This window comes from Sphingomonas sp. Sphisp66 (assembly GCF_047324325.1).
Classification (GTDB): Bacteria; Pseudomonadota; Alphaproteobacteria; order Sphingomonadales; family Sphingomonadaceae; genus Sphingomonas.
In genome coordinates this window covers 2,805,088-2,831,575 of record NZ_CP168508.1, presented here as the reverse complement: position 1 = coordinate 2,831,575, position 26,488 = coordinate 2,805,088, and the positions used below count along the sequence as shown (strand labels likewise).

The window sequence follows — 26,488 nt, the reverse complement described above, 5'->3', positions numbered from 1 at the left end:
GGTAATGACGCCGAACTGTCATCGCTCCGGCGCACCGGCCCCCCGTTCAACTCCCCGGGGGGATCTCCAAAATGCGCACCGCCAAGACCCGTTTCCTCGCGCGCCCGGCACTTGCCGCGCTGGCGCTGAGCATCGCCGCGCCTGCCTTCGCGCAGGAGCAGGCCGCACCCGCAGCCGGGGCCCAGGACGCGCCGCAGGACATCGTCGTCACCGGCCAGCGTGCTGCCCAGCGCGCCGCGAACCTGGAGAAGCGCGATGCCGACAACACGGTCGAGACGCTGCACGCCAATGACGTGGGCAAGCTGCCCGACCAGAATGTCGCCGAGGCGATCAAGCGCCTGCCGGGCCTGTCGGTCGCCAACGACCAGGGCGAGGGCCGCTACGTCATCATCCGCGGCATCGATCCCAACCTGATCAACGTCACGCTGAACGGCCAGACGCTGCCGGCGCCCGAGCCCGCGGGCCGCCAGGTCAAGCTCGACGACCTGCCCTCGGGCATGATCCAGTCGGTCACCGTCAGCAAGTCGCTGCTGGCCAGCCAGGACGCCAATGCAGTGGGCGGCGAGGTCAATATCCGGACGAAGACCGGCTTCGACAGCCGCACCCCCTTCTTCTTCGACGCGCGCGGCGCCATCGGCCGCTACGACATGAACCACAAGGCGCCGTGGGAGCTCGACGCCACGCTGGGCGGCCATACGGACACGCTGGGCGCGGTGGTCTCGGTCAATTATTCGCGCCGCCCGATCGAGACGGAGAATTACCAGGGCTCCGCGGCGTGGAACAGCGCCGGCACGCCTGACGGCAACGGCCTGCGCGACTATAATCTCACCCGCACCCGGCTGGGCGTGGTCGGCAATTTCGACTGGCACCCGAGCGACGGCGTGAAGCTGTACCTGCGCACCAGCTATTCGAAGTTCCAGGATCACGAGACCCGCGACCAGAACCGCCTGGCGATCACCACCTTCACTCCCGGCACGCTGAAGGCGACCGGCACGATCCTGGTCCGCCGCCGCGAGGAGGACGACAACACCAAGTCGGCCACGCTGGGCGGCGAGTTCGACCTGGGCGGCGGCAAGCTCGAGGCTTCGGGCGGCTGGACCCGTGCGGTGAAGATCGATCCGATCCGCAGCGAGTTCACCTTCGGCACCAGCAAGGGCGGGGTGTCCGCGAGCTTCGACAACAGCACCGATCCCTATACGCTGGCGCCCGGCGGCACCTCGGCCGGGGTGTTCGACGATCCGAGCCAGTTCAAGCTGACCAAGTTCAACTACGAGACCCGCCAAGCCAGCGAGGACCTGTGGCAGGGCCGGCTCGACTATACGCTGCCGATCTCGGTGGGCGAGGACAGCGCGATCAAGGTCGGCTTCAAATATCTCGACCGCCGCAAGAAGAACAACCAGGACAAGCGGAACTACAAGAACGGCGCCACGGCCTGGACGATGACCAATGTCGCCTATGCCGCCGATCCGAGCTTCTATGACGGCCAGTTCCATTTCGGCGACCGGATCGATTATGCCGCTGCGCTGGCCTATACCAACGCCAATCCCGGCGTCCTGGCGATCGACAATGCCGGCACGCTCGCGGACTCGCTGTCGAGTGACTATGACGTGCGCGAGAAGATCACCGCCGGCTATGCGATGGCGACGCTGCGCTTCGGCGCGCTGACCCTGATCCCGGGCGTGCGGGTGGAGCATACCGACGACGATATCAGGGCGAAGATCGTCCAGAGCGGATCGACGCTGGCCGATGGCTACAGCAGCCATGGCGAGAACGGCTATACCGACTTCTTCCCGGGCCTGAACGCCAAGTTCGAGATGGCGCACAACCTGTTCCTGCGCGGCGCGCTGACGACGGCGATCGGCCGGCCCAACTATGCCGATCTCGCGCCGTACATCACCGTCGACAGCGGTGCCGCGCCGACGGCGATCGCGCTCGGCAATCCTGACCTGAAGCCCTATCGCGCGGTGAACTACGACGCCTCGATCGAATATTATCCGACCCCGGACAGCCTGTTCGTCGCAGGCTTCTTCCACAAGGACATCGACAACCCGATCTACAAGAGCGGCAGCCTGGTCACCAACGGCGTCTATGGCGGCGTGACCTATGCCAGCGCGCTCGTCACCAAGCCGATCAACGTCGACAGCGAGACGCTGAGCGGCGTCGAGTTCAACCTCCAGACCCAGTTCACCTTCCTGCCGGGTCCGCTGAGCGGCTTCGGTGTCTCGGCGAACTTCACCCATGTCTGGGGCCATGCGAACGGCATCGGCAATCGCGGCGACCTGCCGCTCGCCTTCCAGTCGAAGAATGTCGGCAACGTCCAGCTGTTCTACGAGAAGTACGGCATCGCCGCGCGGCTGGCCTTCAACTATCGCTCGTCCTATCTCGACACACTCAACCTGCCTGCCGCCTCGGGCGACCAGTTCACCGACGGCAATGGCCAGCTCGACCTGCATGTCAGCTACCAAGTCATGCCGGAAGTGACGGTGTTCGGCGACGCGGTGAACCTGACCAACGCGCCGTGGCGCCGCTATATCGGCTCCAAGCAGTTCCTGGTCGAGCGCGAGCAATATGGCGCGCTGCTGCGCGGCGGCGTGCAGCTGCACTTCTAGGCGGAGGGGAAAGGATGATGCGCAAGGCGATGACGTTCCGCACTCTGCTGGGCGGCGTCGCCCTGATGCTCAGCCTGGGTGGCAACGGGCCTGCGGGACCCGCTGCCGACGCCCCGCCGGTGGGGCTGACCGTGGACCGCGTGGTGCTGCTGATGCGGCATGGCGTGCGCCCGCCGACCAAGGCGCCGCCGATGCCCGCGGGCATGGCGGCCGACCCCTGGCCGAGCTGGCCGGTCGCGCCCGGCTGGCTCACTCCGCACGGGGCGGAGGCGGTCGGCCGGCTTGGTGGATGGGACGGTGCGCGGTTGCGCCGGCTTGGGGTGCTTCCCGCTACCGGCTGCCCGGCAAAAGGCGCGGTTACCGTGGTCGCCGACAGCGACCAGCGCACCATTGCCACCGCCGATGCCTGGCTCGCGGCGCTCGCGCCGGGCTGCGCCATCCCCAGCCGGCACCGGCCGCAGGGCGAGGACGACCCGATCTTCTCGGGCGACGGCAGCGTCGATCCCGTCATTGCGAATGCGGAGCTCGCCGCGGCGATCGGGCCGGGTGGCATCGCCGCAGTGGAGGCGCGCTTCCATCCACTACTCACCCGGCTCGACAAGATCTTCTGTGGTGTGGCCACAAGCGGGTGCGGTGTCTCCGCCTCGCCCTCGCGCATCCTTCCCGCCGGTGCCGGCAGGCGTCCCAAGCTGGAGGGCGGGCTCGACCGCGCCTCGACCGCGGCGCAGATCCTGTTGCTCGAATATGGCGAGGGCAAGCCGATGGCCGAGGTCGGCTGGGGCCGGGCGACTGCCGGGGATGTCGCTGCGCTGTCCGCGTTCCACGCGCTCGAGTTTCGCCTGCTCGCCCGTCCGCCGCACGTCGCTGCGGCGCACCTCGCCGGCATCGCGCCGATTCTGGTCGAGGGACTGACCGGTGGTGCGGCGGTGACGCTCGTGTCGGGGCACGACACCAATGTCGCCAATCTGGGTGGGCTGCTCGACATGCACTGGCAGGTGCCGGGGATCGCCGCCGACGATCCCGCGCCGGGCGGGGCGATCGTGCTGGAGCGGCTGCGCGATGCCAAGGGCGCGCTCTATGTCCGTGCGCTCTACCGGTCGCAGACGCTCGGCCAGATCCGCAGCGCCGGGCCACTCGGGGCCGATGCACCCTATCGTGCGGTGCTGGCGCTCCCGGGATGCGCGGCGCGGGGCGTCCGGGGCCTGTGCACGCTCGCCCAGTTCGAGGCGAAGCTGGCGCCCGCGCTGCGCTGACACCCTTTCCGATCAATCATGGCTTGCCAATCGGTCCGGCCATGACCAGTCTGGCCGGACCGGCGGCACGAGCGAAGCTCCCATGAGACTGCCGGGGCAATCCAGGAGGCGCCTGGAGAAGATGCCATGTTCAAGCATAATCGTACGGCTGCACTCGCGGCCACCGGCCTGATCCTCGCTACCGCGGGGGTCGCCTGGGCCTATACCACTGACGTCGATGCCCGCGGCAGCATCACCAATATCAGCAACGGCAAGCGCTTCACTATCCAGCAGCGGACCGACAGCACGCCCGGACGGGCGGAGCTGCGCGGTACGTCCAGCACCACCGGCGTCTCGGCGAGCGGGCGGTTCAAGCTGGTGAGCGGCGGGAAGTATGTGAGCGTGATGCAGGTGCTCAACGTCGTTGCGGCGGGAAGCACTTCAGGTCCGTCCGAACCGATCACCCAGCTCGCGGTGCGGCCCAAGTCGGGCGGCAATTTCGAGTTCTACGTGGTGCAGGGCGGGCAGGTCTGCAGTGGTGCGCCGACCGTGGTGATCGGCAGCTCCTATGACGTCAGCGTGTCGGTGAGCACCGGGCAGACGCCGGAATACCGGATCAACGGCGTGGTCTGCAAGAAGTCGAACCCGGACGGGGACAAGGCGGGGACCGTCTTCGACGGCAGCCTGAAGAGTGGGCGCCATTTCTACCCGAAGATGGGCGCCTACAACACGAGCAGCAACCAGTCCCAGAGCGGTGGCGGCTCGACGATCGAGTGGACCGAGATCGCGATCTAATTCCCTTCTCCCATTGGGAGAAGATCGTTGGGTGAACAGCGCCCCGCGCTGTTCAGGCCATGCTGGGAGCATGGCCGGCCCAACGATGGCCCGCCGCCGATAGGCGGTGGGAGGGATGAGGGCAGGCGCGCCTCAGGCGAAAGCACTCGCGGACGAGCTGCCCTCACCCAACCCTCTCCCAGGGGGAGAGGGCTTTCAGTGCCCGCCCATGTCCTGCGGCATCGGCATCATGTTGGCGTTGAGGTGGTACATCACCCACACCGAGCCGCCGATCGTCAGGATCACGATCACCGCGGTGAACAGGAAGGCGAGCAGCGTCCATCCGCCCTCTGACCGCGTGTCGAGGTGCAGGAAGAAGACGACATGGACGATGATCTGGACGATCGCGAAGGCGAAGATCGCCGCCACGGTCCAGCCGGGCGAGAGCGGCGAGCCGCTCATCACCAGCCAGAACGGGATCACCGTCAGGACGATGGCGAGCAGCGAGCCGATGCGGTGGCCATTGCCGTGCCCGTGCGTGCCGGGCGTTTCGTGCGGGGTGCTCAACGGACCACTCCATAGAGATAGACGAAGGTGAAGACGCCGATCCAGATGATGTCGAGGAAGTGCCAGAACATCGACAGGCAGATCAGTCGGCGTTTGGTCGCGGCGTTGAGGCCGTGCTGGCCGAGCTGGATCAGCATGGTGACGATCCACACTAGGCCGACGGTGACGTGCGCGCCGTGGGTGCCGACCAGGGTGAAGAAGGCCGAGAGGAAGGCACTGCGGTCCGGTCCGGCATTCTCCGCGATCAGGTGCGAGAACTCATAGAGCTCGATTCCCACAAAGCCTGCGCCGAGCAGGCCGGTGAGCGCCAGCCAAAAGCGGACGGGGCCGACCCGGCCCGCTTCCATGTGCGGCATCGCTTCCCCGAAGGTGATCGACGAGGCGAGCAGCAGGCCGGTGTTGAGCGCGACGAGCTTGAGGTCGAAGATCTCGCGCGGGACCGGGCCGCCGGCATAGGCGCTCGCCACTACCCCGAACATCGCGAACAGCGAGGCGAAGATGAGCGCGTCGCTCATCAGGTAGATCCAGAAGCCCAGGATCGTGGGGCCGCTGGCCCCGTGATCGTGATGCTCCTCTTCCTCGGTCAGGTGCCAGACCGGCTCGGCCTGGGGTTCCAGTGCGTGGTCGGTCATGTCAGGCCCCCTGTGCAAGCAGCTTGGTGCGCTTGTCCTCGGTTGCGGCGACTTCCTCGGCCGGGATGTAATAGTCGCGCTTGAAGTTGAAGGTATGGCCCACCGCGACCGCGAACAGCCCGGCGAAGCTGAGGGCGGCGAGCCACCAGATGTACCAGATCATCGCGAAGCCGAAGACCAGCGCCAGCGCCGAGAGGATGACGCCCGCGCCGGTGTTCTTCGGCATGTGGATCGGACGGAAGCCGGTGGTCGGGCGCGTATATCCGCGGCTCTTCATGTCGTACCAGGCATCCAGGTCGTGGATGACCGGCGTGAACGCGAAGTTGTAGGCGGGCGGGGGCGAGGCGGTCGACCATTCGAGCGTGCGGCCCTCCCAGGGATCGCCCGTGACGTCCTTGTGCTGCTCGCGCTTAAGCCAGCCGACCAAGATGCTCATCACGAAGCCGAGGATGCCGACCAGGATGATCACCGCGCCGATCATCGCGATGACGAAATAGGGCTGGAAGCTGGGGTCGTCGAAATGGTTCACGCGGCGCGTGGTGCCCATCAGGCCGACAATGTAGATCGGCGTCCAGGCGACCCAATAGCCGATCACCCAGCCCCAGAAGGCGACCTTGCCCCAGAAGTCGTCGAGCTTGAAGCCGAAGGCCTTGGGGAACCAGTAGACCATGCCGGCGAACAGCGCGAACACGACGCCGCCGATGATCACATTGTGGAAGTGCGCCACCAGGAACAGCGAGTTGTGCAGCACGAAGTCGGCCGGCGGGATGGCGAGCAGCACGCCGGTCATGCCGCCCACGGTGAAAGTGAGCATGAAGGCGACCACCCACATCATCGGCAGCTCGAAGCGGATGTTGCCGCGGTACATCGTGAACAGCCAGTTGAAGATCTTCGCGCCCGTCGGGATCGAGATCACCATGGTGGCGATGCCGAAGAAGCTGTTGACCGTAGGGCCGGCGCCCATGGTGAAGAAATGGTGCAGCCAGACGAGGTACGACAGGATCGTGATGACCACCGTGGCGTAGACCATCGACGAATAGCCGAACAGCCGCTTGCCGGTGAAGGTCGAGGTGATCTCGGAATAGATGCCGAAGGCCGGGAGCACGAGGACATAGACCTCGGGGTGACCCCAGATCCACACCATGTTCCAGTACATCATCGGCGCGCCGCCGAGCTCGTTGGTGAAGAAGTGCGTGCCCGCGTAGCGATCGAGCAGCAACAGGAAGAAGGCTGCGGTCAGCGCCGGGAAGATGGCGATGGCGAGGACGTTCGAGCAGAGCGCGGTCCAGGTGAAGACCGGCATCTTCATCATCGTCATGCCGGGCGCGCGCATCTTGATCACGGTGGCGACCATGTTGATCGCCGAGAGGGTGGTGCCGACGCCGGCTATCTGGAGGGACCATAGGTAATAGTCGACGCCCGTGTCGGGGCTGTACTGCAACCCGGCCAGCGGCGCGTAGCTGAGCCAGCCGGTGCGGGCGAACTCGCCGACGAACAGCGAGAGCATCACCAGCACCGCGCCCGCCACCGTCAGCCAGAAGCTGAGATTGTTGAGGAACGGGAAGGCGACGTCGCGCGCGCCGATCTGGAGCGGCATCACGAAATTGACGATGCCGACGATCAGCGGGATCGCCACGAAGAAGATCATGATCGTCCCGTGGGCGGTGAAGATCTGATCATAATGGTGCGGCGGCAAATAGCCCGGATTGTCGCCGAAGGCGATCGCCTGCTGCGCGCGCATCATCAGCGCATCGGAGAAGCCGCGCAGCAGCATCACGATGCCCAGGATGATGTACATGATGCCGATCTTCTTGTGATCGACGCTGGTGAACCATTCCTTCCAGAGATAGCCCCAGAGCTTGTACTTGGTCACCACGCCGACCAGGCCGAGGCCGAGCAGCGCGACGACGACGAAGGTGCCGAGCAGGATCGGCTCGTGCAGGAAGGGCAGGGACTCCCAGCGCAGGCGTCCGAACACTGTCTGGATCAGATTGTCGGTCATGGCGGTTCCGTTGGCTCAGGCCTGGGCGGCGCGCGGGGCGCCGGGCATGCGGAGGGGAGGGAGGGCGGACATGTTCATGCCCTCGTGATGCGGCTCGGCCGGTTCTGATGTGGGCTTGCTGGGCGGCGGCTCCTTCCCGGGATTCCGCCGGGCACGCATCATGTCGTCGCGCATCACGTCGACCATGCAGGGCTTGCCGGGCTTGGCGCACTGGTTGACGATCCTGTCGAACAGGCCCGGCACCACGGTGGAGAAGTGCATCACCGGCACCTTCGCGCTCGGCCTGGCGAGTTGGAGATAGCTCGCGGTGTCGAGCGCGCCGCCCGCCTTCACCCCGGCGACCCACTGGTCGAAACCGGCCTTGTCCATCCCGCGCAGCTTGAAGCGCATGTCCGAATAGCCGGCACCGGTATAGTTGCCCGAATAGCCCCAGCTGTCGCCGCCCTTGTTGAGCACCGCGTGCAGCTCCGACTTCATCGTCGGCATCGCATAGATCATGCCGGCAAGGGTGGGGGCGTAGAAGGTGTTGAACTGGTCGGTCGAGGTGATCGAGAAATGCACCGGCTGATCGACTGGCAGCGCCAGCTCGTTGACCGTGGCGATGCCGAGGTCCGGATAGATGAACAGCCATTTCCAATCGAGCCCGATCGCCTGCACCTTGAGCGGCTTGGCGCCGGCGGGGATCGGCTTGCCGGGCGCGATGCGCTCGAGCGGGCGGAAGGGATCGAGCAGATGGGTGCTGGTCCAGGTGACTGCGCTCAGCGCGATGATGATCAGCAGCGGGCAGGTCCAGATGATCAGCTCGAGCGTGGTCGAGTGATCGAAATCGGGGTCATAGGTCTTGTTCGGGTTGCTGCGCCGGTATTTCCAGGCGAACCAGATGGTCAGCGCCATCACCGGCACGATGATCAGCAGCATCACCCCGGTAGAGAACAGGATGAGATTGCGCTGTTGCACGGCGATGTCGCCGGTCGGGTTCATGACGACCATCTTGTCGCAGCCGCCCAGAAGCAGGGGCAGGGCAAGTATGGAAAGGCCCCCAAAGGCCCGGCGAAGCAGCTTGGATCCTGGTCTCAGCATGCGCCCCAGCTATCCCCCTAATGCTCTTCTGCCTTTGACCGATGTCAAAGGCACGCGACTGACGATAGACTAGGCGGGAAACTATCATGGAACTGGGTCGTTGCGCATCCGTGCCTGTGCATGCGCGGCGAGTGGAAGAGGACCGAAGGATGGTGGCCACGCTGAGCACGACGAATTCGACGCAGCTCGAGCGCGACGCCCGGCTGATCAATGCGCGGGGGCATGACGTGCGCCCGTCCGACATCGCCGTCGGCGTCATCATCGGCCGCGCTTCGGAATTCTTCGACTTCTTCGTCTACGCCATCGCATCGGTGATCGTCTTCCCGGCGGTGATCTTCCCCTATGTCGATGCGCTGACCGGCACGCTCTATTCCTTCGCGGTGTTCGCGCTGGCCTTCATCGCCCGGCCGTTCGGCGCGCTGCTGTTCATCTGGCTCGACCGCAAGCATGGCCGCGGGGTCAAGCTGACCATCGCGATGTTCCTACTCGGCGGCTCGACCGCGGCGATGGCCTTCCTGCCGGCCTATGGCCAGGCGGGCGGGGTGGCGGTGGCGCTGCTCGCATTGTTCCGGCTCGGCCAGGGCTTCGCGCAGGGCGGCACCTGGGACGGATTGCCCTCACTGCTCTCGCTCAACGCCCCGCACGAGAAGCGCGGCTTCTATGCGATGATCCCGCAGCTCGGCGCGCCGATCGGCCTGTTCGTAGCCGCCGCCGTCTTCGCCTTCCTGCTGACCGCGCTGAGCTCGGCCGACTTCCTCGACTGGGGCTGGCGCTATCCGTTCTTCGTCGCCTTCGTGATCAACGTGGTCGCGCTGTTCGCCCGGCTGCGCCTGATCTCGACCCCCGAGTTCGAGCGTCTCTACGAGAGCCAGGAGCTGCAGCCGACACCGGTGGGCGAGCTGTTCCGCGAGGAGGGACGCACCGTGATCCTGGGCGCTTTCGCCCCGCTCGCCAGCTTCGCGCTGTTCCACCTCGTCACCGTCTTCCCGCTCTCCTGGGTGGTGCTGAAGGGCGAGCCGGCCGAGCATTTCCTGGTGATCGAGCTGGTCGGCGCCGCGGTGGGGCTGATCGCGGTGGTCCTGTCGGGCTATATCGCAGACCGGATCGGCCGCCGCACCCTGCTCGGCGTCTCGGCCGCCTTCATCGCCGCCTATAGCGGCTTCGCGCCGCAGCTGCTCGGCACCGGATCGACCGGCGAGTGGGTGTACATGATCCTTGGCTTCATCCTGCTCGGCCTGTCGTTCGGGCAGAGCTCGGGCGCGGTGAATTCGAGCTTCTCGGCCAAGCGCCGCTACACCGGCGCGGGCACGACGGCGACCGCGTCCTGGTTCATCGGCGCCGGTTTCGCGCCACTGGCCGCACTGTTCCTGGCGAGCAGTTTCGGGCTGCTGGCGGTCGGCGCCTACCTCCTCTCGGGCGCGGTCTGCACGTTGGCGGCGCTGGGGCTCAACCGCGAATGGGGCAGCAAGGAAGCCTGATCCGGATACAAAGCGACCGCCGCGCATTGTCCTGAGCGATGAGCGCATATGACGAGCTGCAGCGGCTGCACGCAGAGATAGGGACCAAGCTCGACGAGCTGGAAGCGCTGGCGGCACGCCCGGAGCCGCCCATGCAGGCGCTTTCCGCCGTCCGCCTCGCGCTCACCCGCGCCAGCCGGGCACGGAGCGCGCTTCTCGAACGGCTCTATCCCGACCTTATCGCCCGGGCCGGCGACCAGGGCAGGGCCGATATCGAGGCGCTGCGGGCAGGGGCGCAGCACGATCGCTTCGCCTCGACCACGCATATCTCCAGCTGGACGATCCGCGAGATCACCACCCGGTGGGACGAATATCGCGACGCCTCCCACGCCATGCGCGCGGCGATGCGCGAGCGGATCGGGCGGGAGATCGCGCTGGTCTATCCGCTGCTTGCGGATGCGGACGCCGGCGCCATATCCTCGAACTGATCATCCCACTAACATGCTGGGTTGACGGTGGCGGCTTGGCCTAGCGGTAGCGCCGCGTCGCCGTCGCTTCCCGCCGTCAACGAAAAAGGCCGGAGCTTTCGCCCCGGCCCTTTCGTGATCCCAGGATCGCGCGCGCTTACTTGATGCGCTCGACGTCCTCGAAGCCCAGCTCCAGCGGCGTGGCGCGGCCGAAGATCGAGATCGAGACCTTAACCCGGCTCTTGTCGTAATCGAGCTCCTCGACCACGCCCGAGAAGGTCGCGAAGTTGCCGCTGGTGACCTTGACGGTGTCGCCGATGTCGTAGTCGACCTTGACCTTCGCCTTGGGCGCGGCGGTGGCCGCCTCGTCCTTGGTGTTGAGGATGCGCGCGGCCTCGGCCTCGCTGATCGGCTGGGGCTTGCCCGACGAGCCGAGGAAGCCGGTCACCTTCGGGGTGTTCTTCACCAGGTGATAGACGTCGTCGTTCATCTCGAGCTTGGCGAGGACATAGCCCGGGAAGAACTTCCGCTCGGACTGGATCTTCTTGCCGCGGCGAACCTCGGTGACGGTCTCGGTCGGCACCTCGACGGATTCGACCAGGCGGTCGAGGCCCATGCGGGCGGCGTCGGCCAGGATCTGGTCGCGGACCTTGCCCTCGAAGCCCGAATAGGCGTGGATGATGTACCAGCGCGCCATGCGTTCGTTTTTCCCTTTGGTTCTTCGGTGCGGCTTACTGCGCTAGGCGCAGCAGCGAATTGACGATGAAGTCGAAGACGGAGTCGATGCCGAAGAAGAACACGCCGAGCAGCGTGGTCATGATCATGACCATCACGCCGGTCATGAACGTCTCGCGCCACGACGGCCACACGACCTTGCGGGCCTCGGTCTGCACCTGCTTCACGAATTCGGTCGGACTGGTCTTCGCCACTGGGGCCATCCTCGCTTCAAAGTTCGCCGCCTGCGGGGCACGGGTCCGCTGCCCGGTCCTTCCTGAAGGAACCGGTGCTTTCCCACCCACGCTGTCGGATTGGGTGCTGTATCTAGCGAGTCGCGAGCAAGGGTGCAAGCTGGCGGCGCGAGGAAAAGAAACGGAGCGTTTGACCGAGCCCGGAACGTCTATTTCACCGTCATCCCCGCGAAGGCGGGGATCCAGGGCCACGGGCTGGGAGCGGGCGGCCCGCTCCGGTGTTTCCGGTTAGCCGATGCTCGATTGCATCCACCGTCCTTCGCTACCCTGGATCCCCGCCTTCGCGGGGATGACGAGGTAGGGATTGCGAGGGCGGTTAGAACAGCGCGACCGCGACGAAGCCCAGCACGATGAGCGCCAGGAAGCCCCAGGCGAACAGGTCCAGCCGCTTTTCGACGAACTCCTGCACCGGCGCGCCATAGATCTTGAGCAGCGTCGCGACGAGGAAGAAGCGGGCGCTGCGGGTGATCGTGGCGAGCAACACGAAAAGTGCGAAGGGATAGTGCGACAGGCCGCTGGCAATGGTCACCAGCTTGAACGGGATTGGCGTCAGGCCCTTCACCAGGATGATCGCCCAGCCGTACTTGTTGTACTGCTCGGTGAATTCATGGAACGCGTTGTGCTTGAAGAATTCGAGCACCTGGTTCGCGAAGTCGGTCAGGAAATAGCCGATCGCATAGCCGAAAATGCCGCCCAGCACCGAGCCGAGCGTGCAGATGCCGGCGATCAGGAACGCACGGTCGCGGCGCGCGAGCACCATCGGCATCATCATCGCGTCGGGCGGGATCGGGAAGAAGCTGGCCTCGGCGAACGAAACGGTGAACAGCGCCGGCAGCGCATGGCGGTGATGCGCCATGCGCAGCACCCAGTCGTACAGAGGTCGGAACATCGGGACCGGGCAACTTTCCGTGCGGGAAGGGAGAGCCGTCCTTTATGGGTGGCGCCGGGACTTGTCCATGCCGCGCCCGCTCCCTGCGCCGCATTGGGCCTTTTCGGAGGCAATTCGCCTTGCGGGTGCCGGGCCCCAATCCTAGCCTCCGGGCCATGGCGACGAGCGCACCCGCAAGCCCGAGTTCCCCGGCGGCACCGGCGACCCCGTCGCAGCCGCCCGTGGAGATTCTCTACGCCGCGCCCGTCGGCACGGTGCTCTTCTGGTATCCGCCGCCCACCGCGTTCAAGACCAATCCGAACGACCAGAACGGGCCGCTCGTGCTGGTCTTTCCGCCGGGCTTCGTGCTGTGCGACGGACAGCTGGTGAGCGACAAGGACAGCCCGTTCGACGGGACGCGCCTGCCGAGCCTGATCGATCGCTTCATCCTGGGTGCCGGCACGATCCCTTATGGGAATGCGGGGGGATACAGCGTCAATGGCTGGCAGAATGGCAGCTTCGGCACCGGATCGACGACTTCCTCATCGGCCGATAACCAGTCCCCCGGCATCATCCAGGACAATGCCCCGCACACGGACTGGCGCTACAACCTGACCAAGAATGGCGACGGCAAGAACGACGGCAATCATCATCACACCATCGGCGACGGAGCCTTCACCGTGCCGCTGCCGCCGTATTTGACGCTGATCCCGATCATGCGGATCAAATAGGCGCAGACAATGCGCCTATTGCACGCGCCCGGTCGCAGTCCATCTGCTGCAAGCCAAAGAGCGCCGGGGCGTCCTGCGGAAGCGCCGGTGTCGTTGCACCAGCCGCCAGGGGCGGCGCCGATGCCGGTCCACGACATCGCCCGGGTGCCGATCGCGAGCCCGGTGCCGTCCGGCGGAGTCGTCCAGCGCGTGCTCAAGATTTCGGCGGGGAAGCACAAGGGCTATTACAACACCACCGGCGGCATGGCGACCACGAAGCTTATCGAGGACACCGAAAAGGCGATCGGCGACGATCTCAAGCGCGGATGGAAGAAGCATGTCGGCGAGTTGGCCGCGAGAACCGCACCGACCACCACCTTCGCGAACGACCAGGACTATTATCAGCACCTCACCGACAATTATGCCCTGGTCGCGAAGAGCGGCGGCAAGACGCGTCCCAATTTCTCGAGCACCGCCTATGCGCTCGCCAAGGTCACCTATGGGCTGCAGACCGGCACGGATCAGTCGGGCCTCAAGCCTTCGGAAGAAGACCTCGCGATGCCGCATCGCTTTCCTTATTCGGCGATCGAGCGGAGTGTGGGCTTCTATCTCAACGGGACGGACGACAACGCGGCACTCGAACGCTGGACCAAACGGCTCCATGACGCGACGGTCGAGCGCGCCCAGTTGAACGTTCCGCACATCAGCGACCCGGACGAGCTCGACTGGTACAAGAAGGCGGTGAAAGCCCAGCTGGACGAACTTCGCGCCGCCGTGGGGGCTCTGGAGACATCGAAGGGCAAGGGCGATACTCTCGACCTCCATTCGCCGGTCGTGCAGCGGCTGCTCAAGGCGGCCAACAACATGCACGGCAACATCCCCGATTACGGGCCGCACACCACGATCAACATCCCGGTCTCCGACCGCCTCCACGTCCATGTCGAGAAGCCCGACGACTGGGATGAGGACGATGACGAGATGCAGGTGCCGATGACGCCCGGTTCCTACTATGCCATGACGATGTCGCCGCCCCGCGTGCCGAGGGGCGTCGCCGTCGATGACGATGACGAATATCTGGTCGGCACCGACGGGCGGCGCATCGATCCGGACAGGGTCGAGGATTTCGAGGACCTGGTCGACGGGCACAAACGGAGCAGGACCACCATCTCTTCCTCCGCCATGGACGAATTCTGAGCCGCCGGGCCGCGCTCAGCTCTCGAAATTCAGGTCCAGCGTGAAGCCTTCGAGCAGCGCATCCTCCAGCGCGACGGCGAGCTCGGCACGCCGCCCGGAGGGCACGGCGAGGTTGTAGGCGCCGAGCTGGTCGCGGTTGGTCGCGCCCGTATCGATGATCCGCGGGTTCGCCGGATAGGGCTCGAGCCGGGCGAAATCGGGGAGCGGATAGGCGTTGTCGGGGAAGAAGACCGGCGGCGCGGTGCCGAACTGGAAACTGGTCCCCGTCGCGCGCACCGGGCAGGTGAGGGCGCAATTCGGATCGGTGCAGGTGGTGCAGGCGGTGACCGTCGAGTCCGAGGGCGTGGTGCAGCTGCAGTAGTTGGCGGCGGGCGTGCCGAGCACGAGGTGGCGCAGCAGGACGTTGCTGCCGCCCACGCCGCTGGTTTTCCCGCAGCTCTTGCAGCGCGCCACCATCAGGCTGGGCGGTGCGGGTGCGGGTATTGGGGTCGCTGTGGGCGTGGGTGTTGGTGCCGGCGCGGGCACCGACGCAGCGTCGAGCGCCGCCTCGGCCCCGGCTGCCCCGGCACCGGCGACGAGATAGCGCAGCTCGGTGACGTAGCAGTTCGAGAAGGTCATGCTGCCCGAGCAGTGGAGCGGCCCGGCGAACAGCGAGTCGAGCGCGTCGCCGCCTGCGCTGATCTCGGCGGCTCCCATCAAGGTGGTGCGGGCGATATGGGCGGTGGCGAGGGGCAAATAGAGCACCGGCCGGGTCATGTCGTCCGGCGGCACGTGCAGCGGGCTCAGCACGCAGCTTTCGAGAGTGACCGTGCCCTCCACCCGGCTGAAATCGAGCGGGGCGGCGATCGTCCGCTCCAGGGTGATCACCGCCTTGCCGTTGAAGGGCGGCGGTGGTGGTGGGGGAGGGACGGCGCCGGTGCGGGCGTCGGCGTCGGTGAAGCAGCCGGAGTCGGGGCCGGTGTCGGCGAGGGGGAAGGCGCGGGCGGCGGTGGTGGTGGGGGTGGCGGAGGCGGCGGCGGGGCGGGCATGATCGCGCTGCCGCTGGGCGGGAGCAGCGTCATGTCGAGCAGGTTGAGCTCGAGATTGCCGCCATTGAGCCAGATCGCGCCCTGGAACAGGATCCCCGACATGCCGAAGCTGCCCAGCGTGCCCGAGCTGGGGCCGGTCAGGGAGAAGGAGGTCGGATTCGAAACGTTGAGGAGCGCCTGGCTGCCGGCGGCCGAGACGACCCATAATTTGTCGCCCGGTGGCGGGGCGATCTTCTGGGCGTTGATGTAGCGGGTCGCGCTTGATTGCAGCACCAGCACCGTGAAGGGCTTGGGGTTGCTTTCCCACAGGCTCAGCTGGTTGACGATCCAGCCGGTGTTGCCGGCGTCATAGAGCGTCACGGCATTGGCCGGGGTGGGAAGCGCGGGGCGCAGGCCGATCCCGCCGATCGCGCCGGGCATGGCGATACCATAGTCGACGCTGAGCGCGGCAGGCCCGCCCCAGGCTGAGGGCCAGCTGAAGAGCCCCTGCTCGGGATCGATCGTCGCGGCGGGGACCAGGCCCAGCTCCCAGGCGGGCGGCGTGGGGGCCATCGGCGTCTGCGTCGAGGCCGGGGCGACGATCACCACCCGGTCGCCCACCAAAGTGACGAAGCAGTTGGTGAGCTTCGCCGCGAACGCTGCCTCCGCCTCGGCCGGCGTGGTCACCGGCGTGGAGAAGGGCAGGTTGAGGTTGAGCACCTTCTTGGTCGGTGCGGTGAAGGTCATCACCGTGCCGGGCGCGGCACCGTTGACCACGTCGAGCAGGTGCTGGTCGAGCGGCAGGGTCGCCGCGGCGATGCCGGTGCGGGCGCTGCCGGTGAGCAGCAGCGGGTCCTGGCTGCCGGGTGCGGGCAGCAGCGACAGCGATGCGGTGGGCACCGTCGGCACGATCAGCAGCGCATTGCCGAGCACGCCGCAGATCAGCGCGCGGACGTCCGCCTCGGTCACCTGGGTGCCGGGAGTGACGGTACAGCTGGCGATCGCCTGCTGGAGCAGGGCGAGCAGCTGGCTCATCGACGGCGCGGCGGGCACATCGATCGCCAGCACCGCATGCGCATCGCCATAGTTCATGTTGAGCGTTGTCGTCTGCGCGGTGACCGATTGCAGGTTTATCGCGCCGCCCTGGAGCAGCGGATAGTCCGGCGCCGGAGGCTGGACGGAGTCGGTGCCGAGCGGCATCGCCCGCACGCCATCGGCGCCGAGCGTAGTCCAGTCCGAGGTGCTGGTCTGCTTGTAGCGGATCACCAGTCCGCGCTCACTGCCATAGAGCATCGAGCTGCCGGGGCCGGTGCCGGGCGTCGTCCAGACGCGGTTGTACTGGGCGAGGTCGGCGGCGAGCATCGCGGTGGTGAGCTTCACCGGCAGCGCGGTGACCGGCGGCGCGGCGACCCATTCGAGCGGCGTGTTGGCGAGGTTGTAGAGCGGCTGCGTCAGGCCGAGCGGATTGAAATGGTAGAGGTGCGGGGTCGAGGCGCCGAACGGCGTGACGCTGGTCATCGCGAAGCTGGGCAGGCGCCATACGCGGAGCAGGCCGACGGACTCGCCGGTGGGATCGACGGGCGGGTCGTCGGGCTGGGTCGGCGCGGGCGCGGACGTAGTGTCGGCGAGCGGCTGGGGCTCGGCGTCGGGCAGCGGCCAGGTGGCGAAGGGCGTCGTCGTGCCGGGCGCGTAGAGCGAATACCAGCCGCTGCCGTCGCGCACGCGGCGCGGGATGGCGGCGGCGATGCCCTTGCGCCGCCGGAAGCCGAGTGCATCGGCGACGAGCGCGCGGTGCTCGGGCCGTACCGGCTGCGCCACCTCCAGCCCGAGCTGCGCGGCGATATAGGGGATTAGCTGGAGCGGGCAGGTCTGGATGAACCAGGCGTCCTCGAGCTCGCGGATCGAATCCCCGATCTCCTCGCGGACATGATCGAACACCTTGCACAGGGCGAGCAGCGGATAGCCCTGGGGGATGTCCGCCATCCGGAATATCGGCGGCAGCAGCTCGTAGAGCGGATCGGGAAGTGGCGTGCCGGGGGGCGTTTCGGTCATTGCGTCGGCTCCCCGGTGTCCGATTCGGTGAAGGTTACGGCGTCGGCATCGGCACTGACATAGAGGATCTGCGCGCCGGTCGCCGGGACGAGCTGGGCACGCTTCGGTGCCAGCACCTGCTGGTGGTGGACGGGAGGGCCGCCGCTCGACTGGGTCGGTGCCCAGAGATCGGTGATCCCGCTCGCCGTCACCCCTGCGATGCCGTTGACGATGCGGGAGATCTCGCTGGCGCGGACCAGTTCGTCGAACGCCATCGCCGGCAGCGCATAGGCGGCGCGGATCGCGTCGGTGATAGACTGCTGGATCGCATGGACGTCGGCGCCCTTGTCGGCGGTGAACCAGCCCGAGACCTTGAACGGCACCGGCTCGAAGGGGAGCAGGAAGATGTTCAGCCGGGTCGCTTGTGCCGCATCGACCGCGGCTTCGAGCGACTTGAAGGCGGGCGAGGCCATGTCGGGCACGCCGTTCTGCGGCGCGGCGAGGGTGAGCAGGAAGGCGTTGCGGCGTTCCTGGGCGACGGTGTCGTCGTCCACCACGACATCGAGCACCGCCGCGCCGACCTCGGGCCGGTTGAGCACGAAGCTGACCATGTCCTGCCGGTTGATGATCCGCCCGAGATCTGCGACGCCGATGGGGATCTGGTCGCGAAGCCCGCCGCGTAGCGGCGCTCCGATGCCGCCGCTCGCCGGCACCGGATTGAGCACGCCCCTGACCCCGCCGACGCCCATCGGCGCGCGAGTGATGCTGCCGGCGGCGACGTTGCCGTTGGTCCCCGCGCCGACCCGGTAGGTGGCCGTGATATTGTCGGTACCGGTCGGCGGGCGAAGGCCGTGCACGCCGTCGCCAAAGGTGACCTGGGCGCGGCCCTGGGCATCCTGAGTGAGCTGATAGGCGCGCGCGTCCGGCCCCATGCTGCCCAGCGCCTGCACGCATTGCCATACCGCGCCGTTGACCGTGACGCTGAGCTGCGGCGCGATCGAGCCATCCGCATCCTCGAGCCACGTCAGCGGCGCCTGCTTGAGCATGAACTGCTGGAAGGGCTTCTGGCCGTCGCCGCTGCCCAGCACCTCGTTCGGGACGGTGCTGCCCTGGGTCACCTCGACGACGTTGCCGTACACCGTCGTAGTCGTGCGGTCATAGAGATAGCGCAGCGGCTGCTGCAGGGTCAGTGTCGTCGTATTGTCCTGCGACGACCGGGCGATCGCCTTGACCGTCACCGCCTCGCTCTGGACCGGGCGGGTGAACAGCGCGAGCTCGTCCGAGGTGACGTTGCCGATGGTGGTGCCGTTGCCCGACAGGTAGACGAAGTCCGACGGCGGTTCGCCCTTGGGATCGGTCTCCAGCGAGAGATTGCCGGTATCGGGCAGGTTGGCCCACCACCAGCTCTCGTCGCGCTGGGGGATCGGCGAATAGACCATTACCAGCGTGTCCTCGGGCAGCTTGGCGCCGCCGACGAGGGAGACGCCGCCCACCGTGCGTGCCAGTGGCGGATTGCCGGCGAGGAGCAGCGCCTGGCCGACGACAATCTGGTCGATCAGGCCGGTCAGGACGAGCGTGTCGTCGGTTATCGCCAGCTGGCCGATCGGCGTGTTGCCGGGCAGCGGCGCATCGTCGATCGGTGGTGCGAGATAGAGCCGGGCGCTCTGGGTGTAGACCAGCGCCTGGCGGCGTGCGTCGGAGTCTGCGGGCGGCGGCGCCTCGACATAGAGCACGGCGGTGCAGGTGGAGCTGCCGTCCTCGCCGACCTGGCCGCCAAAGGCGTAGACGCCGTGCCCGGCGAGCGGGATCAGGTTCACGCCCTCGGTGAGCGACACCAGATTGGGATAGTCGGGCGAGGGTAGCGAGATCGGCAGCGGATAGGCTGGCTCGCCGGCGACGCCGCTCGGCGGCACGATCTCATAGGTCGAGTCGGTGTCGCCCCCCATCATCAGCACGCCCTCGTCGACGAGCACCGCGCCCTGCGAGCGGCGCGCGGCGGAGAGGCTGGGGCCAGTCGCGAAGGCGAAGCTGCTGGGATCGAAGACCACGGTGCCGGTGGTCGGCGCCATGGTCCAGTCGGTCGCGCCGCCGGCGAGCAGCACCCGGGCATCGGGCAGCAAGGTCGCAGAATGCATCGCGCGCGGCACCGGCATGGCGGCGATGGTGGCGAAGGCCTGGGCGGCGATGTTGAACACCGCTGCCTGGGCGGTCGGCCAGATCTCGATCCGCTCGAAATGCGCGACCGACTGGAAGGCGCTGAACCCGCCGGCGATCAGCACGTCGCCATTGGCGAGCAGCGTCGCCGAATGCAGCGCGAAGCCGTCGTTCAAGACCGTGGTGATCGCGGTGAAGGCCTGGGTAGCGGTGGCGAAGGTCTCGGCCGTGGCGAGCGAGGGAACGTAGATCGCCTCGACGCCGGGCGGGTCGTAGACGATCGGGGGAACCGCGAAGCCGCCGGCGAGCAGCACCGATCCATCGGTCAGCACTGTCGCAGTGTGGCCGCAGCGCGGCGTGGTCATCTTGTTGCCGACCTTGCGGAAGGTGCGGCTCTTGGGATCATAGACTTCGGCGGTGTCGAGCACCGCATAGCCATTGTCGCCGATCCCGTAGCCGCCGGCATAGAGGACCGTGCCGTTGGCGAGCAGCGACAGGGTCGCGCCGATGCGCGGAGTGAGCGGGGCACCCGCCGCGGTCGAGAGGCCGGTGCCGGGATCGAAGGTCCAGGAGAAGCCGCTCATACTCGTCGTCGGCGTGGGGAAGGGCTCGGGCTGGGTCGCGCCGACGATCAGGATCGTGCCGTCGGCGAGCAGGATGGTCCCGGTCGGCGCGAGGGTGAAGGGCGTGGTCAGCACCGGCCCGGGCAGCGTCTGCATCGTGCCGACATCGGCATCGAGCGCGACCACCGCGCCGGTATAGGTGGGCGGCGTGCTGGCATCGGGCGACAGCGCGGTGAGGCCGCCGGCGAGAAGGAGATAATCCTGCGCCAGCGCGGCGAAGGCGGGATAGCCCTGCTGGGTAGGCAGCGGGGCGCCGACGATGCCGGGGGCGAGCACTTCGGTGCCGTCGAAGGGAATGCTGACCCCCGCGCTGACCGCGAAGGTCTCGACCGTGGCAAGCACGGTCGTGCCCGAGACGCCGCCGGCCACCGCGACCTTGTTGCCCGGGAGCAGCGCCGCGGCGTGGTTCGAGCGAGGGCCGGCCAGGGCCGGTGCGGGGATGAACGTCGGAACCGCCGACGGACCGCCGTCGACCGGGTTCTGATAATCGGCGAACGCGCCGATCAGCCAGTCGTCGCCGACCGGCCCGGTGGCCGACTGACCGCCGGTGAGCAGGAAGCCCATATTGTTCGGCAGTGCCACCGCGACCTGGGCATACCGGGCGCTGCCGGTGGCGCCATTCGCTGCTATTGCGTAGCATTTGCCGGTTGGCTGCCAGGCAACCGTGTCGGTGACCTCGACATCGTCCCACACCGTGCCGACGGCCTTGCCGCTGTCCGGAAAGCCCGGCGGGGCGGCGCCACCGTCATGGCCGCCGGCGAAGATCACTGTGCTGGCGACGGGCGGCGTCGCCGAGGTACCACCATCGGCCTGGCTCTTGACCACCGGGCAGAGCGTGGCGCTGTGGCCGGCGCGGGCGCGGGCGAGATTGATGCTGGTCTGCCACGCGGGCGCCGCGGGGTTGTAGACCATCACCGAGCTGGTCGCCTTGAGGTCGGCGAACAGGTCCTGGATCTTGTCATAGGACTGGTTGGTGGAGAGCGTAAGGCCGCCGCTCAGCATGATCTGGTTGTTCGGGAGCAAGGTGGCGGCATGACCGACGCGCGGCACTTCGAGCGCCGCATCCTGCACCAGGCTGAAGCGCATGGTCGAGGGATCGAACACCATCACCGTTTCCGCCAGCGACCAGTCCTGCTTCACGCCGCCGGTGAGATAGACCTTGCCGTCGACCATCGTGGCAGTGTGCAGCGCGCGCGGTTCCGGCAGCTTGTCGATCTGGCTGACGAGCTGGCTGGTGGGATCGTAGATTTCGACGCTGTCGAGCACGCCCTGCACGCCGATGCCGCCGACGAGCAGCACCCGGCCGTCGCTGAGCGTGGTGGCGCTGTGCCCCATGCGCGAGGGGATCAGCGCGGATCCGGTCGGCAGGGTCGCCGGATCGGGCTTCAATACCACTTCGGTGACCTGGCCCGACATGTTGAATTCGGAGATGTTCTGGCGCGACACCGCTTCGATGATGCCCAGCGTCTTGTCCTCGGGCGTCTCGAGCAGGAACTGGCTGCCGGGGAGGACTTTGGGATAGACCGCCTGGAGATCGAGCTGGTTCAGGTCGATCGCATAGCCGGGCCATTCGGAATATTCGGAGGGGACCTTGCCGGTCGGCGTGTTGGCACGCTGGACCGCGGCGGACTGGGACGACCAGGACGCCGCGTTGTAGCCGAACAGCCGGCAGGTTAGATCGAAGGCGTAGAGTTCGAGCCCATTGGCTTCGTTGGGCGGCAGCGGATCGGTCGCGCCGCTGGCGCCCCATTGCTGGCCGATCGGCGCGCCGATCCCCACGGTGGTGGTCGACAGCGTGTGGTTCTCGCTGACCGAGAACACGGTCAGCCGCACCCATTGGATCGGCGCGGGCGTGACGCGCTTGTAGAGCAGGAAGTCGCCGACCTGGAGACCGAGCCCGGTGCCGGCGAGCAGCAGCTCGGTCGCGTCGGCAGTGACCCAGGCCGGACGCGTCTGCTGCGGGGTGAGCTGGTTGAGCGACGGGACGGCGGAGAGCGAGGTGGCGGTCTCGAACACCGGTGCGGAGGCGACCGCCGCTGCGGTGCTGGCGCTGACGCTCGTCGGGGCGGTGGACGTGCTCTGGGTGGACGACGATGACGTGGTGGTGATGTTGCTGCTGGCCGTGCTTCCGGTCGGGCTACTGCCGGCGGCGCTGCTCGATCCGCGCGACGTGGGCGGGGTCGCCTGGATCGCCGCGCCCTGGGGCACCATCACCGGGTCGCCCGGCTGGGCGAAGACCGCGATCTCGGCCGTCGCGCCGATGAAGGTGCCGGGGCTCTCGCCCAGGCCTCGGCCGATCAGCGCGAGGCTGCGATATTCGATCGCCGTCGACAGATAGCCTTCGTTGAGCACCCGGTCCTGATAGAAGGACAGCACGTCGGCGACCTCGGCAAAGGCATCGATCATCGCGAGCGTCGGATCGCTCGGGACGTTGCGGTTGAGGCGCGCGAGCGGATGGATGATGCCGCTGCCCTTGGTGTCCACCACCACGCGCGGGATCAGGTCGAGCATCTCCTGCTTGAAGCGCGTATAGTCGCCGAGCCCGGCCGAGATCTCGTCATCGGGGCCGTTGCTGCTCATTTCGACACCGCCACATAGAGGCGGACGCTCCCCATCGTTGGATCGAGCCGGTCATTCTCGGCGCGGGCGCGCTGGGTGGCGGTGATACGGATCAGGCCGGCGCGGATATTGTCCTCGGTGGTGTCGCCGCCGCTTACCGTGCGGAACACCACGCGCGGATCCATGTCCGGATCGCTGACCACCAGCGAGACCGCGGGGTCCGCGTGCAGCAATTGCATCAGGTCGGAGAGCAGGACGGAGCGGCCGAGCGGCCAGGCGGTCGGGTGGAAATGGGCGGGGCCGCCATCGGAGCGGGCGCCCGCGCCGATCCGCTGGAGCAGCCGCTCGCGCGCTGCGGTGATGTTGGTGCCCTGGGTGCAATAGACGACCAGCGCGATGTCGACCGGCACGTCGGTGCCCTGCTCGATCACCGGCGGGGCGCCGAGCACGGCATAATCCGCCAGCCGTGCCTTCGCGATCTTGTAGGTGGCATCCTGCGAAGGCGGGTTGCCCAGCATCACCGTGTCGACGGTGGCGATGCCGACGGTGCAGGGGGCGTAGCCGTTGTTCAGATGCGCCTCGACCTCGGTGACCAGCGGATCGGTGCGGGCGATGCGGTCCCAGTCGGTCGGCTCGATGCCGCGCAGATTGGTGCGGAAGCTGGTCGTCGCGAACAGGCGGACGCTCTCGTTCCGCTCCGGCTCGCCCGGCGAGGCGGGCAGGGGGTTGGTCACCCAGCCGATCAGTGCGTTCGATCCGACGATCTGGACCAGCGCATTGGCGCGTACCCGGCCGCTCTGCCCGTCGCCGACGCGCACGGTGGCGGTGAACGCCGTGCCGGGTGGCGGCGCTTCGCCGAGCGCGCCGTCGCCGAAGCGCAGGAACAGATGCCGCCGGTTGCCGCCGATACCGTCCTCGGGCGCCGCCGCGAAGGCTCGGCCTGCTGCCGGCGTGCTCATCAGGTCTGCACGCGCGGTCCAGATATCGGCGACCTTGGCCATGCCCGGTCGGACGCCGGCCATGCGCACGCACAGGTTCGCCGCAGCCGGCTGGGGGGTGAGGCTCGCCTTGGCCGAGGGCACGAACAGCGCCGATTCCGTGATGTCCTGCGACCCGTCGAACGCCGCGGCGAAGCCGGGAGGCGGGGCGGCGGATACCGGGTCCTCCACTTCGATCATCGGGCGATAGGCGCGGCCGGCCGGCACCGTATCCGGGACCGGCGTCGCCGCCTGGGTACGGCCATGATCGGCGAGCCCGACATTGCCGTAGAGCTGCACCATGCCGGGCTGGTTCTGCACGGCGATGGTCATCGGCCGGGTCAGCGCATCCTCGGGGTGCCAGGTGATCACCGTGGCATAGGGCGGGTTGTTGCCATTGGGCAGCAGCTCGACCTTGAGCAGACGCACCACCTGCGCGCCGAAGGGCTGGGCGACGCCGGCAGGGGGAATCGTCTGGACGAAAGCGATCAGCTGGCCGGGAACGAGGCCGGTCTGGGGGGTGTTGAGCTGGGCCTGGATCGCCCCTTCCGGCAGCGTATAGGTCGTGGAGCGGGCGAGCGGGAAGCTCAGGTCGTTGCGCAGGATCGAGACCGGGATGTCGGTCATCGTCTCGAACACGGTGGTGCTTGCGGCGAGCTGCTGGTTCACCGGCAGATTCATCTTCACCACGCCGGGCTGCTGCGTCACCACCTGCAGCCCGCGTGGGATCACGCCATTACCCTTGACCGTGAAGACCAGGGCGGTGCGCGCGTTGCACCCGTCATTGACCGCATAGTCGCGCAGCCGGGCATGGCGGCGCAGCGAGAGGCGGTGGCGGGCGGTGGGGAGGTAGGATTCGGTTCCCGCAGCGTCCTGGCGGAAAGAGAGGTGATCGCCGGCATATGCGAGCGCTTCGATGATCGTCGTCATCGGATCGGCGGGATGATCGAGCGCCCAGGCGGAATCGTCGCGGACGATCTGCGCGACGCGCGAGCGCATCAGCGCAGTGAAGGCGGCATAGTCGCGGCCGAGATAGTTGATCGCGGCCTGGCCGGGCGGAGGCTGCACCGGCGTCTTCGGCGTGGCGATGTTCGCCCGGGACTCGGGCGCGAACCAGGTCGAGATGTCGCCGATGGTGAGCCGATAGGCCGGCGCGTCGGCGGCGGGATCGGCGGGCGGCGGGATCGCCTGGATGTGGAGCAGGCCGGAATCCGCGTCGAGCGTGTGGATGTGCACCACGTCGGCCGGCGTGCCGAACAGGTCCGCGATCGAGACGGTCAGGAGATCGAGCGCCGGTATCGGTGTGGTGACGGCGGCAGCGGACGGCGGCGGGGTAGGGGACGCGGCTTCGTCGGCGCCGGCATCGGGAACCACGTTTATGGCGATGTCCGGCAGCGCGGGCGGCGCGGGGAGCACCACCGCCTGGGGCACCTGCACGACCAGCTGAAGCGAGCCTGCGCTCTGCACCGAATGGACGACGGTGGGCCTGGTATCGTCCGCCATGGCTCAGGCGCCCGAGATCGAGACGCTGGGGCTGCCGCTGCTGCCCTGCGGGTTCAGGCTGTGGCCGGGCAACGGCACGGTGACCGAGGTGGCCGCCGCCGTCTGGCTGTGGGTGACGAAATAGGTGAGATCGACGGTCACCGACTCCCGGCCCATCGTCACGGTGAGCGTGTTGATCGAGATCGCGTCGCCGAGGAACTGGAGCAGCTTGCTGCGCACCAGCGTCTCCGCCGCGCTCGCCAGCGCCGCATCCATCCCGCCGAAGACGAGCTGCTTGAGCCCGCCGCCGAAATCGGGGCGGTTGACCCGCTCGCCCGGATTGGTCTCCAGCACGAGCAGGATCAGGTTCTGCACATAGACCGAGAGATCGGTCGTGGCGGTCTGGCCCGATCCGTCGATCTGATAGGGGAAGCTCAGATAGCCGGTCACCGTACGGCCTCCCGGACGCGCGCGCGGGCCGCTACAGCACCGTCAGGCCGCCCTCGTTGATCGTCACCTCGGGCTCGACGCCGTTCACCATCGCCGAGCCATGGGCGATGGTGAAGCCCTCCATCGTCACCGCCAGCGTGCCCGGCTCGGCGAGGATGTTGACCCCGGATTCGTTCATCGTGATGCGGATCTCGGCGAGGCTGATCACCACCCCGGTGCTCGATCCGCTGACCACCACCGGCACCGCCACGGCGGGATCGGTCACCGTCAGGGTGAAGCCGCCCTCGCCCGGCAGGTCGTTGAACAGCAGCTTGCCCGAGCTGGTCTGGATCATCCGCATCGTCGGCAGCTCGGCCTCGATCGGGCGTTCGCCCTCGCGCCAGAAGCAGCCCGACCAGATCGGATAGTCCGGGTCGCCGCCCTCGAACTCCACCCACAGGGCCGCGCCGACCGGGGGCATCATGTAGAAGCCCACCTGCATCCCGGCATAGGGGACGCAGGGCATCGCCCAGGCGCTCACCACCTCGCCCAGCACCATCGGCACCATCACCTGCAGCCGGCCGAGCATCAGCGGATCCTCGTTGTCCACGACGATCCCGCGATACTTGCCCCAGAACTGCTTCATCCATGCCTCCCCGGCTGCGC

General features: G+C 67.6%; 20 protein-coding genes. 7 read left to right on the top strand and 13 right to left on the bottom strand.

Annotation, left to right across the window (positions count from 1 at the left end; all coding sequences use genetic code 11):
* The first annotated feature begins 71 nt into the window (after positions 1-71).
* From ACEN8G_RS13130 to ACEN8G_RS13120, 3 genes are all read left to right on the top strand, one after another.
* Positions 72-2,609, top strand: coding sequence for a TonB-dependent receptor (locus ACEN8G_RS13130; protein ID WP_413414109.1), 2,538 nt, complete (start codon positions 72-74; stop codon positions 2,607-2,609).
* A 29-nt stretch (positions 2,610-2,638) separates the two neighbouring features.
* Positions 2,639-3,862, top strand: coding sequence for a histidine-type phosphatase (locus ACEN8G_RS13125; RefSeq protein WP_413414110.1), 1,224 nt, complete (start codon positions 2,639-2,641; stop codon positions 3,860-3,862).
* Between the two features lie 126 nt (positions 3,863-3,988).
* Entirely contained in the window at positions 3,989-4,636 is a 648-nt protein-coding gene (locus tag ACEN8G_RS13120) for a hypothetical protein (protein ID WP_413414111.1), read from the top strand.
* Between the two features lie 195 nt (positions 4,637-4,831).
* On the opposite strand, the gene cyoD is transcribed toward ACEN8G_RS13120, so the two are convergent.
* Genes cyoD through cyoA form a run of 4 tightly spaced genes read right to left on the bottom strand, consistent with a single transcriptional unit; the run spans position 4,832 to position 8,806 of the window.
* The gene (gene cyoD / locus ACEN8G_RS13115; protein WP_413414112.1) at positions 4,832-5,182 is read right to left on the bottom strand and encodes a cytochrome o ubiquinol oxidase subunit IV; all 351 of its coding nucleotides are present in this window, start codon (positions 5,180-5,182) and stop codon (positions 4,832-4,834) included.
* Complete coding sequence (gene cyoC / locus ACEN8G_RS13110; RefSeq protein WP_413414113.1) at positions 5,179-5,814, bottom strand: cytochrome o ubiquinol oxidase subunit III; 636 nt, start codon at positions 5,812-5,814, stop codon at positions 5,179-5,181. Before cyoC ends, cyoD begins: the two co-directional genes overlap by 4 nt.
* Position 5,815: 1 nt before the next feature.
* Positions 5,816-7,816 (bottom strand): cytochrome o ubiquinol oxidase subunit I, encoded by a 2,001-nt coding sequence (gene cyoB, locus ACEN8G_RS13105; protein WP_413414114.1) that lies wholly within the window; start codon positions 7,814-7,816, stop codon positions 5,816-5,818.
* A 15-nt stretch (positions 7,817-7,831) separates the two neighbouring features.
* Positions 7,832-8,806, bottom strand: a complete 975-nt coding sequence (gene cyoA, locus ACEN8G_RS13100) for a ubiquinol oxidase subunit II (protein WP_413414115.1) — start codon at positions 8,804-8,806, stop codon at positions 7,832-7,834.
* A 239-nt stretch (positions 8,807-9,045) separates the two neighbouring features.
* Between cyoA and ACEN8G_RS13095 the strand changes: the two genes are divergently transcribed.
* The gene (locus ACEN8G_RS13095) at positions 9,046-10,374 is read left to right on the top strand and encodes an MFS transporter (RefSeq protein ID WP_413414116.1); all 1,329 of its coding nucleotides are present in this window, start codon (positions 9,046-9,048) and stop codon (positions 10,372-10,374) included.
* A gap of 38 nt (positions 10,375-10,412) precedes the next feature.
* On the top strand, positions 10,413-10,841 hold the full coding sequence (locus tag ACEN8G_RS13090) for a hypothetical protein (RefSeq protein WP_413414117.1): 429 nt from the start codon (positions 10,413-10,415) through the stop codon (positions 10,839-10,841).
* 136 nt (positions 10,842-10,977) lie between these two features.
* Here the strand turns inward: ACEN8G_RS13090 and nusG are convergent, their stop codons facing one another.
* From nusG to ACEN8G_RS13075, 3 genes are all read right to left on the bottom strand, one after another.
* Positions 10,978-11,517 carry a transcription termination/antitermination protein NusG gene (gene nusG / locus ACEN8G_RS13085; protein WP_307120322.1) on the bottom strand — a complete coding sequence of 180 codons (540 nt, stop codon included), beginning with the start codon at positions 11,515-11,517 and terminating at the stop codon, positions 10,978-10,980.
* 34 nt (positions 11,518-11,551) lie between these two features.
* Complete coding sequence (gene secE, locus ACEN8G_RS13080; RefSeq protein WP_413414118.1) at positions 11,552-11,749, bottom strand: preprotein translocase subunit SecE; 198 nt, start codon at positions 11,747-11,749, stop codon at positions 11,552-11,554.
* Between the two features lie 355 nt (positions 11,750-12,104).
* Positions 12,105-12,677 carry a YqaA family protein gene (locus ACEN8G_RS13075; RefSeq protein WP_307120324.1) on the bottom strand — a complete coding sequence of 191 codons (573 nt, stop codon included), beginning with the start codon at positions 12,675-12,677 and terminating at the stop codon, positions 12,105-12,107.
* Between the two features lie 155 nt (positions 12,678-12,832).
* On the opposite strand from ACEN8G_RS13075, the gene ACEN8G_RS13070 reads away from it, so the two are divergent.
* Complete coding sequence (locus ACEN8G_RS13070; protein ID WP_413414119.1) at positions 12,833-13,387, top strand: hypothetical protein; 555 nt, start codon at positions 12,833-12,835, stop codon at positions 13,385-13,387.
* 120 nt (positions 13,388-13,507) lie between these two features.
* Positions 13,508-14,560, top strand: a complete 1,053-nt coding sequence (locus tag ACEN8G_RS13065) for a hypothetical protein (protein ID WP_413414120.1) — start codon at positions 13,508-13,510, stop codon at positions 14,558-14,560.
* A 15-nt stretch (positions 14,561-14,575) separates the two neighbouring features.
* Here the strand turns inward: ACEN8G_RS13065 and ACEN8G_RS13060 are convergent, their stop codons facing one another.
* Genes ACEN8G_RS13060 through ACEN8G_RS13035 form a run of 6 tightly spaced genes read right to left on the bottom strand, consistent with a single transcriptional unit; the run spans position 14,576 to position 26,468 of the window.
* A complete protein-coding gene (locus tag ACEN8G_RS13060; RefSeq protein ID WP_413740583.1) occupies positions 14,576-15,427 on the bottom strand; it encodes a hypothetical protein in 852 nt (283 codons plus the stop codon).
* Entirely contained in the window at positions 15,424-17,619 is a 2,196-nt protein-coding gene (locus ACEN8G_RS13055) for a phage tail protein (RefSeq protein WP_413740582.1), read from the bottom strand. Before ACEN8G_RS13055 ends, ACEN8G_RS13060 begins: the two co-directional genes overlap by 4 nt.
* Entirely contained in the window at positions 17,616-22,955 is a 5,340-nt protein-coding gene (locus ACEN8G_RS13050) for a kelch repeat-containing protein (RefSeq protein ID WP_413417002.1), read from the bottom strand. Before ACEN8G_RS13050 ends, ACEN8G_RS13055 begins: the two co-directional genes overlap by 4 nt.
* Positions 22,952-25,414 carry a hypothetical protein gene (locus tag ACEN8G_RS13045; protein WP_413417000.1) on the bottom strand — a complete coding sequence of 821 codons (2,463 nt, stop codon included), beginning with the start codon at positions 25,412-25,414 and terminating at the stop codon, positions 22,952-22,954. Before ACEN8G_RS13045 ends, ACEN8G_RS13050 begins: the two co-directional genes overlap by 4 nt.
* 3 nt (positions 25,415-25,417) lie before the next feature.
* A complete protein-coding gene (locus ACEN8G_RS13040; RefSeq protein ID WP_307120330.1) occupies positions 25,418-25,843 on the bottom strand; it encodes a GPW/gp25 family protein in 426 nt (141 codons plus the stop codon).
* 31 nt (positions 25,844-25,874) lie between these two features.
* Positions 25,875-26,468 carry a phage baseplate assembly protein V gene (locus tag ACEN8G_RS13035; RefSeq protein ID WP_307120331.1) on the bottom strand — a complete coding sequence of 198 codons (594 nt, stop codon included), beginning with the start codon at positions 26,466-26,468 and terminating at the stop codon, positions 25,875-25,877.
* Positions 26,469-26,488 lie beyond the last annotated feature (20 nt).

Excerpts from the sequence above, each read along its gene's own strand:
- ACEN8G_RS13095 (WP_413414116.1), top strand. The coding sequence starts at position 9,046 with ATGGTGGCCACGCTGAGCACGACGAATTCGACGCAGCTCGAGCGCGAC.
- cyoB (WP_413414114.1), bottom strand. The coding sequence starts at position 7,816 with ATGACCGACAATCTGATCCAGACAGTGTTCGGACGCCTGCGCTGGGAG.
- ACEN8G_RS13070 (WP_413414119.1), top strand. The coding sequence starts at position 12,833 with ATGGCGACGAGCGCACCCGCAAGCCCGAGTTCCCCGGCGGCACCGGCG.
- ACEN8G_RS13130 (WP_413414109.1), top strand. The coding sequence starts at position 72 with ATGCGCACCGCCAAGACCCGTTTCCTCGCGCGCCCGGCACTTGCCGCG.
- nusG (WP_307120322.1), bottom strand. The coding sequence starts at position 11,517 with ATGGCGCGCTGGTACATCATCCACGCCTATTCGGGCTTCGAGGGCAAG.
- cyoC (WP_413414113.1), bottom strand. The coding sequence starts at position 5,814 with ATGACCGACCACGCACTGGAACCCCAGGCCGAGCCGGTCTGGCACCTG.
- cyoA (WP_413414115.1), bottom strand. The coding sequence starts at position 8,806 with ATGGTCGTCATGAACCCGACCGGCGACATCGCCGTGCAACAGCGCAAT.
- ACEN8G_RS13075 (WP_307120324.1), bottom strand. The coding sequence starts at position 12,677 with ATGTTCCGACCTCTGTACGACTGGGTGCTGCGCATGGCGCATCACCGC.
- ACEN8G_RS13065 (WP_413414120.1), top strand. The coding sequence starts at position 13,508 with ATGCCGGTCCACGACATCGCCCGGGTGCCGATCGCGAGCCCGGTGCCG.
- ACEN8G_RS13035 (WP_307120331.1), bottom strand. The coding sequence starts at position 26,468 with ATGAAGCAGTTCTGGGGCAAGTATCGCGGGATCGTCGTGGACAACGAG.
- ACEN8G_RS13120 (WP_413414111.1), top strand. The coding sequence starts at position 3,989 with ATGTTCAAGCATAATCGTACGGCTGCACTCGCGGCCACCGGCCTGATC.
- ACEN8G_RS13125 (WP_413414110.1), top strand. The coding sequence starts at position 2,639 with ATGACGTTCCGCACTCTGCTGGGCGGCGTCGCCCTGATGCTCAGCCTG.
- ACEN8G_RS13050 (WP_413417002.1), bottom strand. The coding sequence starts at position 22,955 with ATGAGCAGCAACGGCCCCGATGACGAGATCTCGGCCGGGCTCGGCGAC.
- ACEN8G_RS13090 (WP_413414117.1), top strand. The coding sequence starts at position 10,413 with ATGAGCGCATATGACGAGCTGCAGCGGCTGCACGCAGAGATAGGGACC.
- ACEN8G_RS13055 (WP_413740582.1), bottom strand. The coding sequence starts at position 17,619 with ATGACCGAAACGCCCCCCGGCACGCCACTTCCCGATCCGCTCTACGAG.
- ACEN8G_RS13045 (WP_413417000.1), bottom strand. The coding sequence starts at position 25,414 with ATGGCGGACGATACCAGGCCCACCGTCGTCCATTCGGTGCAGAGCGCA.